This is a genomic window from Rhodococcus phenolicus, assembly GCF_001646785.1.
Classification (GTDB): domain Bacteria; phylum Actinomycetota; class Actinomycetes; order Mycobacteriales; family Mycobacteriaceae; genus Rhodococcus; species Rhodococcus phenolicus.
Genome location: NZ_LRRH01000001.1, coordinates 92738 through 107560, shown reverse-complemented (window position 1 = coordinate 107560; position 14823 = coordinate 92738). Strand labels below are relative to the sequence as shown.

The window sequence follows — 14823 nt, the reverse complement described above, 5'->3', positions numbered from 1 at the left end:
CATGTCGAGCACTGCAGATCAGAACGCCACCGCGCCGACCGCCCGGCCTCGGGTGCTGTCCGGCATTCAGCCCACCTCGGACTCCTTCCACCTCGGGAACTTCCTCGGTGCGCTGCAGCAGTGGGTGCCGATGCAGGACGAGTTCGACGCCTATTACTTCATCCCGGACCTGCACGCGATCACCGTGCCGCAGAACCCGAAGGAACTGCGCAAGCGGGTGCTGGTCTCCGCCGCGCAGCTGCTCGCGGTCGGTATCGACCCGGACAGGTCGGTGCTGTTCGTGCAGAGCCAGGTGCCCGAGCACGTCGAACTGTCGTGGGTGCTGACCTGCATGACCGGCTTCGGCGAGGCCAGTCGCATGACGCAGTTCAAGGACAAGTCCGCGAAGCAGGGCACCGAGCACGCCGGCGTCGGGCTGTTCACCTATCCGATGCTGATGGCAGCCGACATCCTGCTCTACCGCGCCCAGCAGGTCCCGGTCGGCGAGGACCAGCGGCAGCACCTCGAGCTCACCCGCGATCTCGCGCAGCGTTTCAACAAGCGTTACGGCAAGACCTTTGTCGTACCCGAGCCGCACATCGTCAAGGGCACCGCGAAGATCTACGACCTGCAGGATCCGACGTCGAAGATGAGCAAGTCCGCCGAGACCGCAGCGGGACTGATCAACCTGCTCGACGACCCGAAGGTCTCCGCCAAGAAGATCAAGTCGGCCGTCACCGACAACGAACGGGAAATCCGCTTCGATCGCGACGCCAAGCCGGGCGTGAGCAATCTGCTCACCATCCAGTCGGCGCTGTCGGGCCGGGGCATCGACGAGCTCGTGGCGGGGTACGAGGGCAAGGGCTACGGCGATCTCAAGAACGACACCGCCGAGGTGCTCACCGAATTCGTCACGCCGCTGCGGGCGAAGGTCGACGAGTACCTCTCCGACGAATCCGAACTGCTCCGGATCCTGTCGAACGGCGCAGACCGGGCGCGCGACGTCGCCTCCCGGACACTCGCCCAGGTCTATGACAAGGTGGGATTCCTGCCCAGGAAGTAGACCGCAGAAGGAGCGTCACGGATGGCCGGCGCGAGCGACGAGAAGAAGCCGAATTTCCTCGATCGGCAACGTGCCGCCCATCCCTGGTTCGATCACACGGTCCGGACCGGTCTGCGCTATCAGGAGCACAAGGGCGACTACTACGCCGCCGGCATCACGTACTTCACGGTGCTGGCTCTCGTACCGATCCTCATGCTGGCGTTCTCGATCGCCGGTTTCGTGCTCGCCGGCCGGCCCGACACGATCGAGCAGATCCAGAACGTCATCGCCGAGAACATCCCGGGGCAACTCGGCGACACCGTGCAGGACCTGATCGCGTCGGCGATCAACTCGCGCGGCGCCGTCGGCCTGATCGGATTGCTCACCGCGTCGTATGCGGGGCTCGGCTGGATGGCCAACCTGCGCGACGGGCTCACCGCGATGTGGGACCACCCGCGCGACAAGGGCAACTTCGTGGTCTCCAAACTGCGGGACGCCGCGGCACTGCTGGGGCTCGGCCTCGCCATGCTCGTCTCGCTCGGGTTGTCGGCACTCAGCCGCGGCCCGATCATGGCGAGGCTCGTCGAGCTGCTGAACATGGAGAACCTCGTCGGGATCGGCGTCGCGTTGCGGATCGCCGCCCTCGTCATCGCCCTGTGCGCGACCTGGGCGGTGTTCACGTGGGTGATCGCGCGGCTACCCCGCGAGCCGGTCACCTTCCGCAGCGCCGCGCAGGCCGGACTGATCGGCGCGATCGGATTCGAGGTGCTCAAGCAGGCCGGATCGATCTATCTCGAGATCGTTCTCAACGGGCCCGCCGGTGTCGCCTTCGGACCGATCCTCGGTCTGCTCATCTTCTCCAACCTGACGGCGAAGCTGCTGCTGTTGTGCACAGCGTGGGCGGCGTCGAAGAAGGAGAACCTGGCCCGGGCGCACGTTCCGGCGCCGGAACCGGCGACGATCACTCCCAGACTGGAGGTCCATCCGGGGCCGGGGGTGCGGGGGAGTATCGCGCTGGTCGGTGCCGGTCTTCTCGGCGGCGCGCTGATCGGGTCACGCCGGCGCACCCGCAAATGACCGGCCGGGGTCAGCCCGCCGTCTCGTCCAGGCACGCCTCGTAGCCTCCGGCGGCGAAGGTCGTCGCGGCGCAGTACACCGCGGTCGGATGACAGGGGCCCATCACCGTGGCAGAAGAGCTCGAATCTCGTTGCGCGCGTGGTCGGCCGGACCCGTGACGAGCGTCGCGTGCCACTGTCGTCGAGCGTCGGGGAGGGCGCGCGCCGACGCGTCCGTGAACGGTTGCCGCTGCCCGGGTCGGGTTCGATCCGGTTGTCGCGCAACGTGTCCACGGTGCCGAAGTCGACATGAACCGCCACGCGCACAGGGAAGTGTCGGCTGTCGCCGCCGGAGGGAACACGGCGGTCGTGACTGCGGCGAACAGGAATGCGACCGCGGCGACGATGCGAGCTCGGGCCGATCGAGACGGATTGTCGGACACGGGGACTCCGTACGTCGCATCGACGATGGCCGTAGTTCACCGACGGTGGACCGAGTTTCGGTGAACGGATCCGATCGATTCGGTGACATCGGCTGACGCGGTGGCGGATCGGTCGTACTGTCGATTCATGAAAGCCGTCCAGTACACCGAGATCGGTGCGGAGCCGGTCGTTGTCGAAATTCCGAAACCGTCCCCGGGGCCGGGGGAGATTCTGCTGAAGGTCACCGCCGCGGGCCTGTGCCACTCCGACATCTTCGTGATGGATCTGCCCGCGGACGGGTACGGATACGGGCTGCCGCTGACACTCGGCCACGAGGGAGTCGGTACCGTCGCTGAACTCGGTGCCGGTGTCGGAGGCTTTGCGGTCGGCGACGCGGTCGCCGTGTACGGGCCGTGGGGCTGCGGCGACTGTCATGCCTGCGCCCGGGGCCGCGAGAACTACTGCATTCGCGCCGCCGACCTCGGGATCACCCCGCCGGGCCTCGGTTCCCCCGGATCCATGGCCGAATACATGATCGTCGACTCTACCCGCCACCTCGTACCCATCGGTGACCTCGACCCGGTCGCCGCGGCCCCGCTCACCGATGCCGGCCTGACTCCCTACCACGCGATCAACCGGGTATTGCCCCTGCTCGGACCCGGATCCACCGCGGTCGTCGTGGGGGTGGGCGGTCTCGGGCACGTGGGCATCCAGATCCTGCGCGCGATCGGCGCGGCACGGATCGTCGCGGTGGACCTCGACGACGACCGGCTCGAGCTGGCCCGCACGGTCGGCGCCGATGTGGCGATCCGGTCCGACGCGAGTGCGGCCGCCGCGATCCGCGAACTGACCGGTGGACAGGGCGCCACCGCGGTGTTCGACTTCGTCGGCGCGCAGTCGACCATCGACATGGCCCAGGAGGTCGTCGCGATCGACGGGCACATCGCGATCGTCGGGATCCACGCCGGTGCCCACGCGAAGGTCGGGTTCTTCCTCGTTCCGTTCGGCGCCTCCGTCGTGACCCCGTACTGGGGGTCCCGCACCGAGCTGATGGAGGTGATCGCCCTCGCTCGCGCCGGCAGGCTCGACATCCATACCGAGACGTTCACCCTCGACGACGCCCCCGAGGCGTACCGGCGGTTGCGGGAGGGGACGATTCTGGGACGCGGCGTGGTGGTGCCGGGTTGACCGTGCGCCGCTGACGCCGATCGGCACGTCAGGCCGGGCCGAGTTCCAGACGCTTCTTCCGCGGGGTCGTGCCGAACCAGCGTCTGCAGCTCCGGGTGAGTGCACTCTGCTCGGAGTAGCCGAGCTGCTGTGCCACCGCGGACAGTGGCACGTCCGGCTGGGCGAGCAGGGTTGTCGCCAGCTCCCGGCGGATGTCGTCGACCATGACTTCGAAGGTTCTCCCCGCCTCGGCGAGGCGTCGCTGCAGGGCACGCGGATGCAGCATCATCATGTCGGCGACCGACGGCAGCGTGGCGGCGCCCGCGGGCAGCGCGCTACTGACGCCTCAGGTCCGGAGAGACGAAAACGCGGGTCCGGCCGTGGCCGGACCCGCGTTTTTCGGGCGGTGGGTCAGCGAGCGAACAGCAGCGCGCGCTTGACCTCCTGGATCGCCTTCGTCACCTGGATGCCGCGGGGGCACGCGTCGGTGCAGTTGAAGGTCGTGCGGCAGCGCCACACGCCGTCCTTGTCGTTGAGGATGTCGAGACGCTCAGCGGCACCCTCGTCACGCGAATCGAAGATGAACCGGTGCGCGTTGACGATCGCGGCGGGGCCGAAGTACGACCCGTCGCTCCAGTACACCGGGCACGACGTGGTGCAGCACGCGCACAGGATGCACTTGGTGGTGTCGTCGAAGCGGTGCCGGTCGGCCTGCGACTGGATGCGCTCGCGGGTCGGCTCGTTGCCCGACGTGATGAGGAACGGTTTGACGGCACGGAACGCGTCGAAGAACGGCTCCATGTCGACGACGAGGTCCTTCTCGACGGGCAGGCCCTTGATCGGCTCGACGGTGATGGTCACCGGCTTGCCGTCCTTGGGCAGCATGTCCTTCATGAGGATCTTGCAGGCCAGCCGGTTGACGCCGTTGATCCGCATCGCGTCGGAGCCGCAGACGCCGTGCGCGCAGCTGCGGCGGAACGTGAGGGTTCCGTCGAGGTAGCCCTTCACGTACAGCAGCAGGTTGAGCATGCGGTCGCTGGGGAGCGCCGGCACCTGGAACGAATCCCAGTGCTGTCCCTTGCCGTCCTCCGGGTTGAACCGGGCGATCTTGAGGGTGACCATGACGGCACCCTCGGGCACGGGAGGCAGATCCGCGGCGACGGCGTCGTTCTTCTCGAGAGTTGTCATCAGTACTTCCGCTCCATCGGCTCGTACCGGGTCTGGACCACCGGCTTGTAATCCAGGCGGATTTCGGAGATCAGATCCTGGCCCACCTTGTACGCCATGGTGTGCTGCATGTAGTTTGCATCGTCGCGGTTCGGGTAGTCCTCGCGGGCGTGGCCGCCGCGCGATTCCTTCCGGTTGAGCGCACCGACGACGGTGACCTCCGCCATTTCGAGGAGGAAGCCGAGTTCGACGGCCTCGAGGAGGTCGCTGTTGTAGCGCTTGCCCTTGTCGTGGACGGTGATGTTCTTGTAGCGCTTCTTCAGCTCGTGGATGTCCTCGAGGGCCTTGGTGAGGGTCTCCTCGGTGCGGAACACCGACGCGTTGTTGTCCATCGACTGCTGCAGGTCGCGACGGATGTCGGCGACGCGCTCCTTGCCGCCCGCATGCAGGATGCGGTCGAGCCACTCGTCGACGTAGGTCGCGGGGTTCTCCGGCAGGTCGACGTGCTCGGTGCTGTTCGCGTACTCGGCGGCCGCGATGCCGGCGCGCCGGCCGAACACGTTGATGTCGAGCAGCGAGTTCGTGCCGAGACGGTTGGCGCCGTGCACGGACACGCAGGCGCACTCGCCGGCGGCGTACAGACCCTTGACGATCTCGTCGTTGTTGCGCAGGACCTCGCCCTGGACGTTGGTGGGGATACCACCCATCACGTAGTGGCAGGTCGGGTACACCGGGACGAGCTCGGTGACCGGGTCGACGCCGAGGTAGGTGCGGGCGAACTCGGTGATGTCCGGGAGCTTCTCCTCGAGGACGTCCTCACCGAGGTGCGTGACGTCGATGTAGACGTAGTCCTTGTTCGGACCGGCGCCGCGACCCTCGAGCACCTCGAGCACCATCGACCGGGCGACGATGTCGCGCGGCGCGAGGTCCTTGATGGTGGGGGCGTAGCGCTCCATGAACCGCTCGCCGTCGGCGTTGCGGAGGATGCCGCCCTCGCCGCGGACCGCCTCGGAGATGAGGATGCCCAGGCCAGCGAGTCCCGTCGGATGGAACTGGTGGAACTCCATGTCCTCGAGCGGCAGGCCCTTGCGGAAGATGATGCCCAGGCCGTCACCGGTGAGGGTGTGGGCGTTGGACGTCGTCTTGTACATGCGGCCCGAACCGCCGGTGGCGAACACGATCGACTTCGCGTGGAAGACGTGGATCTCGCCGGTGGCGAGCTCGTAGGCGATGACACCGGTGGCGACGGGACCGTCCTCGGTCTCGGTCAGCGCGATGTCCAGCGCGTAGAACTCGTTGAAGAACTCGACGTCGTGCTTGACGCAGTTCTGGTACAGCGTCTGCAGGATCATGTGACCGGTGCGGTCGGCGGCGTAACACGCACGGCGGACCGGGGCCTTGCCGTGGTCACGGGTGTGACCACCGAAGCGGCGCTGGTCGATCTTGCCTTCGGGGGTGCGGTTGAAGGGAAGACCCATCTTCTCCAGGTCGAGCACCGCGTCGATGGCTTCCTTGGCCATGATCTCGACGGCGTCCTGGTCGGCGAGGTAGTCGCCGCCCTTGACGGTGTCGAAGGTGTGCCATTCCCAGTTGTCTTCTTCGACGTTCGCCAGCGCGGCACACATGCCGCCCTGCGCGGCACCGGTGTGGCTGCGGGTCGGGTAGAGCTTGGTCAGAACCGCGGTGCGGGCCCGGGGGCCGGCCTCGATGGCCGCGCGCATACCGGCACCGCCGGCCCCGACGATGACCACGTCGTAACGATGTTCCTGCATGAAGTGTTGGCTCCCCTAGCTCGCAACGATGTTGGGGTCGAAAGTGAAGATCACGTAGGTGCCCAGGCCCATGATGAGGATCATCGACACTGCGAGGATCGTGTTGAGCCAGAAACGGGTCGAGTCCTTGCGCGAGTAGTCGGCGATCACGGTGCGCAGACCGTTACCGCCGTGCAGCTGCGCGAGCCACAGCATCGACAGGTCCCAGACCTGCCAGAACGGGCTGGACCAGCGACCGGCGACGAACGCGAAGTTGATGCGGTGCACACCGTCGTCGAGCATCAGCATGATGAACAGGTGGCCGAGCACGAGGATGATCAGCGCGAGGCCGGACAGACGCATGAACAGCCAGGCGTAGAGCTCGAAGTTGTTCTTGGCCTGACGGCGCGGCGAACGCGGGTTGTCGAGGCCGGCCGGGCGGTCGTACGCCGTGGCGAGAGTCTTCGCTTCACTCATGTCAGTGCCCCGCAAACATGTTGTAGAAGATGCGTCCGGCCGCGGGGATCATCACCACGAACCAGATCGCGAGGATCGTCCAGAGCATCACGCGCTGGTACTTCGGTCCCTTGGACCAGAAGTCGACGAGCATGACGCGCAGACCGTTGAGTGCGTGGTACAGAACCATCGCCACCAGCGCCAGCTCCATCAGGCCGACGAGCGGGGTCTTGTAGGTTTCGATGACACTGTCGTAGGTCTCGGGGTTGACCCGGACGAGTGCCGTGTCCAGAACGTGGACGAAAAGGAAGAAGAACGTCGCCACGCCTGTGATCCGGTGCAGAACCCAGGACCACATTCCGGGGTCTCCCCGGTAAAGCGACCGTGTGCGCCCCGCCGGTGCGGGGGCGGCTTCAGTCGTGCTGCTCATCGAGTGCTGTGCCTCCAACGTCAATGGTGGACGCGTCGAGCCGCTCTAGCCTGTGGGGGATTCCGCAGCACGGGCCCGACGAGAACCTGAACCGACTTGTTCAGACTCTAAACCCATCGGAAACCTGGGAACTAATCTCCATCGCGATTCGTACCGGCCCCAAAAGCCAAGTTAGGTTTGCCTTTCCAACTGTGATCTGGCGCGGTGGGGGCCGTGGAACGTTGCCTTCGCCACCGTGACAGGATGGGGAACCATGGTGGACGTCGAGTGGAAAACGTTGCGCGCCAAAGCACATGAAGCGATGGGGCATGCGTACGCGCCCTACTCGCGATTCCCGGTCGGGGCGGCTGCTCTCACCGCGGAAGGTGTGATCGTGAGCGGGTGCAATGTGGAAAATGTCTCACATGGGGTGGGACTTTGTGCCGAATGTGTACTCGTCGGTAACTTCATTTCCGGTGGTGGCGGACGGTTGCGGGCGGTCGCCGTCTGCGACGCCCGCGGCGCCGTTCTGATGCCCTGCGGCCGCTGCCGTCAGCTCCTCATCGAGCACGGCGGACCTGGCCTGCTCGTCGACACGGCCCGGGGCCCGCGGCCGATGTCGGAGCTGCTGCCCGACGCCTTCGGGCCCGACGACCTGGCGGCCGTGCACCCGACAGGAGACGACCGTGCCTGACATTGTCTCCGTGATCCGGCACAAGCGCGACGGCCTGGAACTCACCGGAGCCGAGATCGACTGGGTCGTCAGGGCGTTCACGCACGACATCGTCGCCGACGAACAGATGGCCGCGCTCGCGATGGCCGTCTGGTTCCGCGGGATGACCCGTGCCGAGACCGCCCGCTGGACCACCGCGATGATCGACTCCGGCAGGCGGCTCGACTTCACCGGGCTCGGCCTGCCCACCGTCGACAAGCACTCCACCGGCGGTGTCGGAGACAAGATCACGCTGCCGCTCGCACCGCTCGTCGCCGCCTGCGGGGCGGCGGTGCCGCAGCTGTCCGGCCGCGGCCTCGGATACGCCGGCGGCACCCTCGACAAGCTCGAGGCGATCCCGGGTTGGCGCGCGGACCTCGACACCGTCGAGATGGCCGAGATCCTCACCGATCCGGCGATCGGTGCGGTCGTGTGCGCACCGACCGAGGACCTCGCACCCGCCGACCGCAAGCTGTACGCACTCCGCGACGTCACCGGCACCGTCGAATCGATCCCGCTCATCGCCAGTTCGATCATGAGCAAGAAGATCGCGGAAGGGGCGGGCGCGCTCGTCCTCGACGTCAAGGTCGGATCCGGCGCCTACATGACAGAACTGGGCGACGCCCGCGAGCTGGCCCGCACCATGGTCGAGCTCGGTGCCGACGAGGGTATGCCCACCGTCGCACTGATCACGCGCATGGACACCCCGCTCGGGCTGACCGCGGGCAACGCGCTCGAAGTCCGCGAGGCGGTCGAGGTTCTCGCCGGCGGCGGACCGTCGGACGTGGTGGAACTGACCCTCGCGCTGGCACGGGAGATGCTCGCCGCCGCGGGCATCGACGGCGTCGACCCGGCGGACCGGCTGAACGACGGCTCGGCGATGGACCGGTGGCGCGCGATGATCGCCGCGCAGGGCGGTGACCCGGATGCGGCGCTGCCCACCGCCCTGTACACCGAAACCGTGCGCGCCGAAGAGGATGGGATCCTCGCCGAGCTCGACGCCATGGCGGTCGGGGTCGCGGCGTGGCGCCTCGGGGCAGGGCGGGAACGCCAGGGACAGGCGGTGCAGGCCGGGGCCGGTGTGGAACTGCATGCCAAGCCGGGCGACCGGGTGTGCGCCGGACAGATCCTGGCGACCCTCCACACCGACACCCCGGAGAAGATCGCCCCGGCGCTGACCGTGCTGGAGGGCGGAGTGCGGGTGTCCGCCGAGGCGCCGGCGGGGCGCCCTCTCATCGTGGAGCGGATCTCGGAGTAGCCGACTACCGTCGGGGCATGAACGAGCTGACTGCCCCGCAGGTACGCACCGCGCCGAAGGTTCTGCTCCACGACCACCTCGACGGTGGCCTGCGTCCGGCGACGGTCCTCGACCTCGCCGACCAGTGCGGTCACACCCTCCCGGAGGACTCCGAGGCCGGCCTGGCCCGCTGGTTCCGGAAGTCGGCGGACAGCGGATCGCTCGAGCGCTACCTCGAGACGTTCGAGCACACCGTCGCGGTCATGCAGACCGCCGAGGGGCTCGAACGCGTCGCCCGGGAATGCGTCCTCGATCTCGCCGACGACAGCGTCGTCTACGCGGAGGTGCGCTTCGCGCCGGAACAGCACCTCGAGCGGGGACTCACGCTCGACGAGGTCGTCGAACACGTCCTCGAGGGGTTCCGGTCCGGTGAATCCGCCGTCGCGGCGGCCGGTGGCCGGATCCAGGTGGGGTGCCTGCTCACCGCGATGCGTCACGCCGCGCGGTCACGGGAGATCGCGGAACTCGCCGTACGGTTCCGCGACCGGGGGGTCGCCGGATTCGACATCGCCGGCGCCGAAGCCGGATACCCGCCGAGCCGTCACCTCGACGCGTTCGAATACATGCGGGCTTCCAACGCGCACTTCACCATTCACGCCGGTGAGGCGTTCGGGCTGCCGTCCATCCACGAGGCCGTCGCGTTCTGCGGCACCGACCGGCTCGGCCACGGGGTGCGGATCGTCGACGACATCACCGTCGCCGGCGACGGCGACGCGACGCTCGGCTTGCTCGCGAACTACGTGCGGGACAAGAGGATTCCACTGGAATTGTGCCCCAGCTCGAACGTGCAGACCGGAGCGGTCGCGACGCTCGAGGACCATCCGTTCGACCTGCTCGCCCGGCTGCGGTTCCGGGTCACCGTCAACACCGACAACCGGCTGATGAGCGACACCACGATGACGAAGGAGATGCTGCGCCTGGTCGAGACGTTCGGGTACGGCTGGGTGGATCTCGAACGGTTCACCATCAACGCCATGAAATCGGCGTTCCTCCCGTTCGACCGTCGGCTCGAGCTGATCGACGACGTCATCAAGCCCGGCTACGCGGTGCTGATAGGCGCGTAGCGCCCGGTGTGTCCGTGTGGCGGTCGGAGCCGCCACAAAGGCACACCGGCGGCGGAGCCGCACGCCTACTGCTTGCGGAGCCTGGCCTCGAACTCGCGCTCGAGTTCGCGCCACGCCGCGACCTCGGCGTCGAAGGGCGCACTCGGTGCCAGACGGCTCGTGTCGGGTTCGAGCACGTAGTTGACGAACCAGCCCAGTTCCGTGGAACCGGCGAGGGCGGCATCGGTGGAGTCGTCGCCGGCGTAGTTGGCGGCGTCGGTGAACAACTCGACCGCGAGGTCCAGCTGATCCGGGTCCACCGCGTCGATTCCCTCGGCGATGTCGTCGGCGATACCGGTGAGCACGTACACGTTGTCGTCGCTCACCTCGACCTCGAGCGAACCGTCGGTGGCCGCGTGCCGGATGTCGTCGTAGGTGCTCAGCGTCGCCAGATCGTGGTCGTGGCGATCGGCCAGGTAGCGCGCCAGCGCACGCTCGGAACCGAACGCCGTGATCAGGCCGTCGCTGCCGAGGAACAGCGCGTCCTCGTCCTCGCCGACGTAGCACCGCAACGTGAACCAGGTGCCGTCGCTCGTGATGATCTTGATCGGATCGATGCCGACCTGGGCCCAGAAATCGTCGGCGAGGTCGTCCTCGTCGCCGTCCTCGTCGTCGAACTCGTAGTCGTCGTCCTCGCCCTCGACCGTGTCGTCGGCCTCGACGACGTTCTCCTCGGCGGCCACCAGTTCGGACTCGATCTCCGCGACGACCGCGGTATCGACGTCGGGAGTCGCGACGATCGCATCGAGCGCGTCGATGACCGTGTCCCAGTCCTCGGCGACCGCGGTGCCGATCCGGTTCCACAGGTCGTCACCCTCGTCGCCCTGGAACGCGACGGCGCCGTGCTGCAGGAGCGTCGCGACCTCGGGCCGGTCGAAGAACTTCGTCACCGCTTCGAGCTCGCACACCTCGCCGAGGCTGCCGACGATGTCGAAGGTGTCCTGGAGCTGCGAGACGATTTCCGGATCGGCGTCCTCGGCGACCAGCTCGGGCACCCCGACGATGTCGAAGCGGTAGGCGTCGTCGGGCTCGAACTCGACGGCCGAGAGCTTCGCGACGACCGGCCAGGCCGGATGCTCGACCAGGTCGTTGTCGGCGTCGGAGCGGACGAACGCGACCAGTTCCGCGACGCCGGGGAACCCGTACAGATGGTCGCCGTGGCCGAGGAACGCCTCCCACTCGTCGTCACCCTCGCGCCAGCGTGGCGCCCACAGGGTGACGAGGTTGTCGTCGGTGAGACCGAGCTCGATCGGGACGATGTCTCCAGCCATGGCGGGAAGCCTAGCCATCTCGCGCCCAAAGACATAGCCGGGTGCCGCCGGGACCGCCGTCACCGGAACGAGTCGCGAAGTTCCGAAAGCAGGCGATCGCGTTTCGCGGCCGCAGTCCGTGCCGCCTCGTGGGCGGTGGCGAGGATCGTCGCGGACACCTCGGCGGCGTCGAGCCGGCACGTCGACTCCGCCAGATGCAACGCGATCATTGCGCCGCCGCCGTCGACGTGGACCCGTACCCGGCCGTCCGCGCTCGTCGCTTCCGCGCTCACGTCGCCGAGCCCGACCATCACATCCTCGAGCATGCCCAGCCTTTCCCGCGCCCGTTCGACGACCTCGTCGACCCGGTGCGCGCTCACACCGGCCTCAGCCAGGACGTGGGTTGCCGCTGTTCGTCGTCGGCCTGCTGGGTGCGCGCCAGGTCGTCCGGGGTGGGCAGGCCCATCCGGTCCAGCAATGCCTCCGGCATGCCCTGGGCGGCGAGCTCGCTGCGGCGCAACGCCGCGGCCTCGAGGGCGGCGCGGCGGCTGAGCGCGAGGATCTGCCCGGCCAGATTCCCTGCCCCGTGGCGCAGTTCGCGAGGGTCGATGTGCAGATCGACCGGCACCCCCTGATCCGTCGTACGCACCGAGACGGTGCCCGCCGCGTTGCGGGCGGTCGCTGTCGTGATGTTCATATCCGGTTGGACGCAGCGTGCCGCCGGTCGGTTCCCGCTCATCCGGTGGGCCGGTAGAACCCTTCGAACGCCATGCCGCTGTTGGCGGTGCGGATCGGGGTGACGGCGACCGGATCGCCGGCTTCGACCATCATGCCGTTGCCGACCACCATCGCGACGTGTCCGTCCCAGACGGCCAGGTCGCCGGGCAGGACCGAATCCGGGGCGACCGGCGTCCCCACGTCCTGCTGCTGGGCCAGCCGGGGAAGCTCGACGCCGGCCTGGCCGTACGCCCACTGGGTCAGTCCGCTGCAGTCGAGTCCCTGTCCGGGCGTGGTGCCGCCCCACACGTACGGGGTGCCCTGCTGGGACAGCGCATGACGCACCGCCGCGGCGGCCGTGGCGTTGGGGGCGGTCGCGACGCTGCCGTCGGGCAGGGTCACCGAACGGTCGGACGCGGGATCGGGCGCGATGTCCGCGTCGCCGTACAGCATCCGGTCGACGCCGGAACCGGGTTCGGCGGTCACCGGGCCGGTCTCGCCGGGCACGGTCGGACCCTCCGGCACCAGTGCCGCGAGCCGGTCGGTGTGCCCGGCGAGGTCGGACGTCACCCGGGCGAGCACCTCGAGGCCCGCCGAAAGATGCTCGATCGCGGCACCGAACATCATGAGCTGGCCCTGGGGCAGCGCCAGGGCGGGCTCGAGACTCCGGGCGACCGAGCGGAACGAGTCGACGATGCGCGCGAGTTCGGCCGCGCCGCCGAGCACCGTCGCGGTGCCCTCGACCGCGATCGCGGCGATCTCGAGGCCGCGATCGGCGGAGACCAGGGTGTCGGCGAGCACTCGTTCGGCGCTGCTCACCGCGGTGTCCGCCGCGGTCCCCGTCCAGTCCCACATCAATTCGGTGAGCGCGGTGCGGCCGGCGGCATGGACCTCCTCGGCGATCACCGTTCCGGCCCGCAACGCCGCTGCCGGATCGATCGGCGGCACGGTGCCGGTACCGAACGCGGTCAGCAGATCCGTCAGGGGAGCGGCGAGCAGGTCGGCGCCGATCGTCATCGCGTCGCTCCGGCGTCGCGCAGACGGGTGGACCACTCGGAGGCGTGGGCGTCGTAGCCGGCCGCGGTGGCCGCGGCGACCGCTGCCATTCCGTCGAGCGCGGTCACCAGCCGGGACACGTGCTGTTCGTGGGCGCCGTGCGCCGTGACCAGCGCCGCGACGAATCCCGCGCCGATCGGGCCGAGCCCGGCGTCCAGCTGCCCGGGCGCGCCGCCGTGGATCTCGTCGACCGCGCCGCGCATCCGTTCGGCCATGTCGCCCGCCGTGCAGCCGAATGCTGCGATGGTCTCCGGTCGTACCTGCACGCCGCCCTGCAGAAATTCGCCTGTCACGCCCACGTCCCCCCTCGGATACCGGATCGATTGCTCTGGAGGGTTCGACGCATGCGACGGCCGGCCGGTTCCACCGTTCTATCCTTTCGGACATGGATTCGCTCGTCGTCGACCACCCGCTCGCCGCTTCCCTGCTCACGATCCTGCGCGATGAGCGCAGCGACAATGCCGCCTTCAGGCACGCCCTGAGCCGACTCACCCAGATGCTGGTCTACGAGGCGGTCCGGGATGCTCCGATCGAGGAGTTCGAGGTGCGTACACCGGTCGCGACGACCACCGGGGTGCGGTTGCAGCAGCCGCCGCTGCTGGTCCCGGTATTGCGCGCCGGGCTGGGCATGGTCGATCAGGCACACGCGCTGATCCCGCAGGCGCGGGTCGGTTTCGTCGGCCTCGCCCGCGACGAGAAGACGTTCCAGCCGGTGCCCTATCTCGAGTCGCTGCCCGACGATCTGTCCGGACTGCCGGTGTTCGTGCTGGATCCGATGCTGGCGACCGGTGGTTCGATGGTGCACACGATCGAGATCCTTGCGTCCCGGGGCGCGACCGACATCACCGCGGTGTGTGTGGTGGCGGCGCCGCAGGGTGTCGAGGCGCTCGCGTCCTGCGGGCATCCGGTGCGGCTGGTGACCGCGACGATCGACGAGGGTCTGGACGCGAACAAGTACATCGTCCCGGGCCTCGGCGACGCCGGCGACCGTCAGTACGGGCCGCGCTAGCCACGCTCGTCCGCTCGGTTCGCGGCCGTACAGCCGAATCGTGACACCGATGTCTGATTTGGGGTTTATGGTGCACATGGGACTGGAGTGACGCCGGGCCGACGCCGATCCGTTACCGAGACTTCATGATCTCGGTCACGAAATCGCCTGCGGCTCATTACGCTGTTGGCTGAATCATGATCACTCCCGACTGTTCTCGGTCCGCGAAATGGGGGAACCCGATGGTCCGC

The 14823-nt window shown here is 68.2% G+C and carries 17 protein-coding genes; 7 read left to right on the top strand and 10 right to left on the bottom strand.

Annotated features, from left to right (window positions below; all coding sequences use genetic code 11):
- The first annotated feature begins 1 nt into the window (after nucleotide 1).
- From trpS to A8G15_RS00540, 3 genes are all read left to right on the top strand, one after another.
- Nucleotides 2–1042 carry a tryptophan--tRNA ligase gene (gene trpS, locus A8G15_RS00550; RefSeq protein ID WP_068154286.1) on the top strand — a complete coding sequence of 347 codons (1041 nt, stop codon included), beginning with the start codon at nucleotides 2–4 and terminating at the stop codon, nucleotides 1040–1042.
- A 21-nt stretch (nucleotides 1043–1063) separates the two neighbouring features.
- On the top strand, nucleotides 1064–2098 hold the full coding sequence (gene yhjD, locus A8G15_RS00545) for an inner membrane protein YhjD (RefSeq protein WP_068154284.1): 1035 nt from the start codon (nucleotides 1064–1066) through the stop codon (nucleotides 2096–2098).
- 548 nt (nucleotides 2099–2646) lie between these two features.
- Entirely contained in the window at nucleotides 2647–3687 is a 1041-nt protein-coding gene (locus A8G15_RS00540; RefSeq protein ID WP_068154282.1) for an NAD(P)-dependent alcohol dehydrogenase, read from the top strand.
- A 28-nt stretch (nucleotides 3688–3715) separates the two neighbouring features.
- Here the strand turns inward: A8G15_RS00540 and A8G15_RS00535 are convergent, their stop codons facing one another.
- The 5 genes from A8G15_RS00535 to sdhC all read right to left on the bottom strand — a co-directional run bounded on the left by A8G15_RS00535 (nucleotide 3716) and on the right by sdhC (nucleotide 7470).
- A complete protein-coding gene (locus A8G15_RS00535) occupies nucleotides 3716–3958 on the bottom strand; it encodes a helix-turn-helix domain-containing protein (RefSeq protein WP_068154281.1) in 243 nt (80 codons plus the stop codon).
- Nucleotides 3959–4077: 119 nt separating this feature from the next.
- The gene (locus tag A8G15_RS00530) at nucleotides 4078–4854 is read right to left on the bottom strand and encodes a succinate dehydrogenase iron-sulfur subunit (RefSeq protein WP_068154280.1); all 777 of its coding nucleotides are present in this window, start codon (nucleotides 4852–4854) and stop codon (nucleotides 4078–4080) included.
- Nucleotides 4854–6605: a succinate dehydrogenase flavoprotein subunit gene (gene sdhA / locus A8G15_RS00525; protein ID WP_068154279.1), complete on the bottom strand. Its 1752-nt coding sequence runs from the start codon at nucleotides 6603–6605 to the stop codon at nucleotides 4854–4856. Before sdhA ends, A8G15_RS00530 begins: the two co-directional genes overlap by 1 nt.
- Nucleotides 6606–6620: 15 nt before the next feature.
- Nucleotides 6621–7061 (bottom strand): succinate dehydrogenase hydrophobic membrane anchor subunit, encoded by a 441-nt coding sequence (locus A8G15_RS00520; RefSeq protein WP_068154277.1) that lies wholly within the window; start codon nucleotides 7059–7061, stop codon nucleotides 6621–6623.
- 1 nt (nucleotide 7062) lies between these two features.
- Nucleotides 7063–7470: a succinate dehydrogenase, cytochrome b556 subunit gene (sdhC, locus tag A8G15_RS00515; protein ID WP_082899567.1), complete on the bottom strand. Its 408-nt coding sequence runs from the start codon at nucleotides 7468–7470 to the stop codon at nucleotides 7063–7065.
- A 253-nt stretch (nucleotides 7471–7723) separates the two neighbouring features.
- On the opposite strand from sdhC, the gene A8G15_RS00510 reads away from it, so the two are divergent.
- Genes A8G15_RS00510 through A8G15_RS00500 form a run of 3 tightly spaced genes read left to right on the top strand, consistent with a single transcriptional unit; the run spans nucleotide 7724 to nucleotide 10522 of the window.
- A complete protein-coding gene (locus A8G15_RS00510; RefSeq protein WP_068154274.1) occupies nucleotides 7724–8143 on the top strand; it encodes a cytidine deaminase in 420 nt (139 codons plus the stop codon).
- A complete protein-coding gene (locus A8G15_RS00505; RefSeq protein WP_068154272.1) occupies nucleotides 8136–9419 on the top strand; it encodes a thymidine phosphorylase in 1284 nt (427 codons plus the stop codon). The genes A8G15_RS00510 and A8G15_RS00505 overlap by 8 nt, the downstream gene beginning before the upstream one ends.
- A gap of 17 nt (nucleotides 9420–9436) precedes the next feature.
- Nucleotides 9437–10522 carry an adenosine deaminase gene (locus tag A8G15_RS00500; protein WP_068154271.1) on the top strand — a complete coding sequence of 362 codons (1086 nt, stop codon included), beginning with the start codon at nucleotides 9437–9439 and terminating at the stop codon, nucleotides 10520–10522.
- 65 nt (nucleotides 10523–10587) lie between these two features.
- Here the strand turns inward: A8G15_RS00500 and A8G15_RS00495 are convergent, their stop codons facing one another.
- Genes A8G15_RS00495 through A8G15_RS00475 form a run of 5 tightly spaced genes read right to left on the bottom strand, consistent with a single transcriptional unit; the run spans nucleotide 10588 to nucleotide 13877 of the window.
- Nucleotides 10588–11832: a primosomal protein gene (locus A8G15_RS00495; protein WP_068154269.1), complete on the bottom strand. Its 1245-nt coding sequence runs from the start codon at nucleotides 11830–11832 to the stop codon at nucleotides 10588–10590.
- Nucleotides 11833–11891: 59 nt separating this feature from the next.
- Nucleotides 11892–12191, bottom strand: coding sequence for a YbaB/EbfC family nucleoid-associated protein (locus tag A8G15_RS00490; RefSeq protein WP_068154267.1), 300 nt, complete (start codon nucleotides 12189–12191; stop codon nucleotides 11892–11894).
- Entirely contained in the window at nucleotides 12188–12508 is a 321-nt protein-coding gene (locus A8G15_RS00485) for a hypothetical protein (RefSeq protein WP_068154266.1), read from the bottom strand. Before A8G15_RS00485 ends, A8G15_RS00490 begins: the two co-directional genes overlap by 4 nt.
- Nucleotides 12509–12546: 38 nt before the next feature.
- Nucleotides 12547–13545, bottom strand: coding sequence for a C40 family peptidase (locus A8G15_RS00480; RefSeq protein WP_068154264.1), 999 nt, complete (start codon nucleotides 13543–13545; stop codon nucleotides 12547–12549).
- Nucleotides 13542–13877, bottom strand: coding sequence for a type VII secretion target (locus tag A8G15_RS00475; protein WP_068154459.1), 336 nt, complete (start codon nucleotides 13875–13877; stop codon nucleotides 13542–13544). Before A8G15_RS00475 ends, A8G15_RS00480 begins: the two co-directional genes overlap by 4 nt.
- A gap of 92 nt (nucleotides 13878–13969) precedes the next feature.
- Here A8G15_RS00475 and upp point away from each other — a divergent pair, with 92 nt between their 5' ends.
- Nucleotides 13970–14593: a uracil phosphoribosyltransferase gene (gene upp, locus A8G15_RS00470; RefSeq protein ID WP_068154261.1), complete on the top strand. Its 624-nt coding sequence runs from the start codon at nucleotides 13970–13972 to the stop codon at nucleotides 14591–14593.
- Nucleotides 14594–14823: the final 230 nt, after the last annotated feature.

Excerpts from the sequence above, each read along its gene's own strand:
- upp (WP_068154261.1), top strand. The coding sequence starts at position 13,970 with ATGGATTCGCTCGTCGTCGACCACCCGCTCGCCGCTTCCCTGCTCACG.
- A8G15_RS00480 (WP_068154264.1), bottom strand. The coding sequence starts at position 13,545 with ATGACGATCGGCGCCGACCTGCTCGCCGCTCCCCTGACGGATCTGCTG.
- A8G15_RS00520 (WP_068154277.1), bottom strand. The coding sequence starts at position 7,061 with ATGAGTGAAGCGAAGACTCTCGCCACGGCGTACGACCGCCCGGCCGGC.
- A8G15_RS00510 (WP_068154274.1), top strand. The coding sequence starts at position 7,724 with ATGGTGGACGTCGAGTGGAAAACGTTGCGCGCCAAAGCACATGAAGCG.
- A8G15_RS00540 (WP_068154282.1), top strand. The coding sequence starts at position 2,647 with ATGAAAGCCGTCCAGTACACCGAGATCGGTGCGGAGCCGGTCGTTGTC.
- sdhC (WP_082899567.1), bottom strand. The coding sequence starts at position 7,470 with ATGAGCAGCACGACTGAAGCCGCCCCCGCACCGGCGGGGCGCACACGG.
- yhjD (WP_068154284.1), top strand. The coding sequence starts at position 1,064 with ATGGCCGGCGCGAGCGACGAGAAGAAGCCGAATTTCCTCGATCGGCAA.
- A8G15_RS00535 (WP_068154281.1), bottom strand. The coding sequence starts at position 3,958 with ATGATGATGCTGCATCCGCGTGCCCTGCAGCGACGCCTCGCCGAGGCG.
- A8G15_RS00530 (WP_068154280.1), bottom strand. The coding sequence starts at position 4,854 with ATGACAACTCTCGAGAAGAACGACGCCGTCGCCGCGGATCTGCCTCCC.
- trpS (WP_068154286.1), top strand. The coding sequence starts at position 2 with ATGTCGAGCACTGCAGATCAGAACGCCACCGCGCCGACCGCCCGGCCT.
- sdhA (WP_068154279.1), bottom strand. The coding sequence starts at position 6,605 with ATGCAGGAACATCGTTACGACGTGGTCATCGTCGGGGCCGGCGGTGCC.
- A8G15_RS00485 (WP_068154266.1), bottom strand. The coding sequence starts at position 12,508 with ATGAACATCACGACAGCGACCGCCCGCAACGCGGCGGGCACCGTCTCG.
- A8G15_RS00500 (WP_068154271.1), top strand. The coding sequence starts at position 9,437 with ATGAACGAGCTGACTGCCCCGCAGGTACGCACCGCGCCGAAGGTTCTG.
- A8G15_RS00495 (WP_068154269.1), bottom strand. The coding sequence starts at position 11,832 with ATGGCTGGAGACATCGTCCCGATCGAGCTCGGTCTCACCGACGACAAC.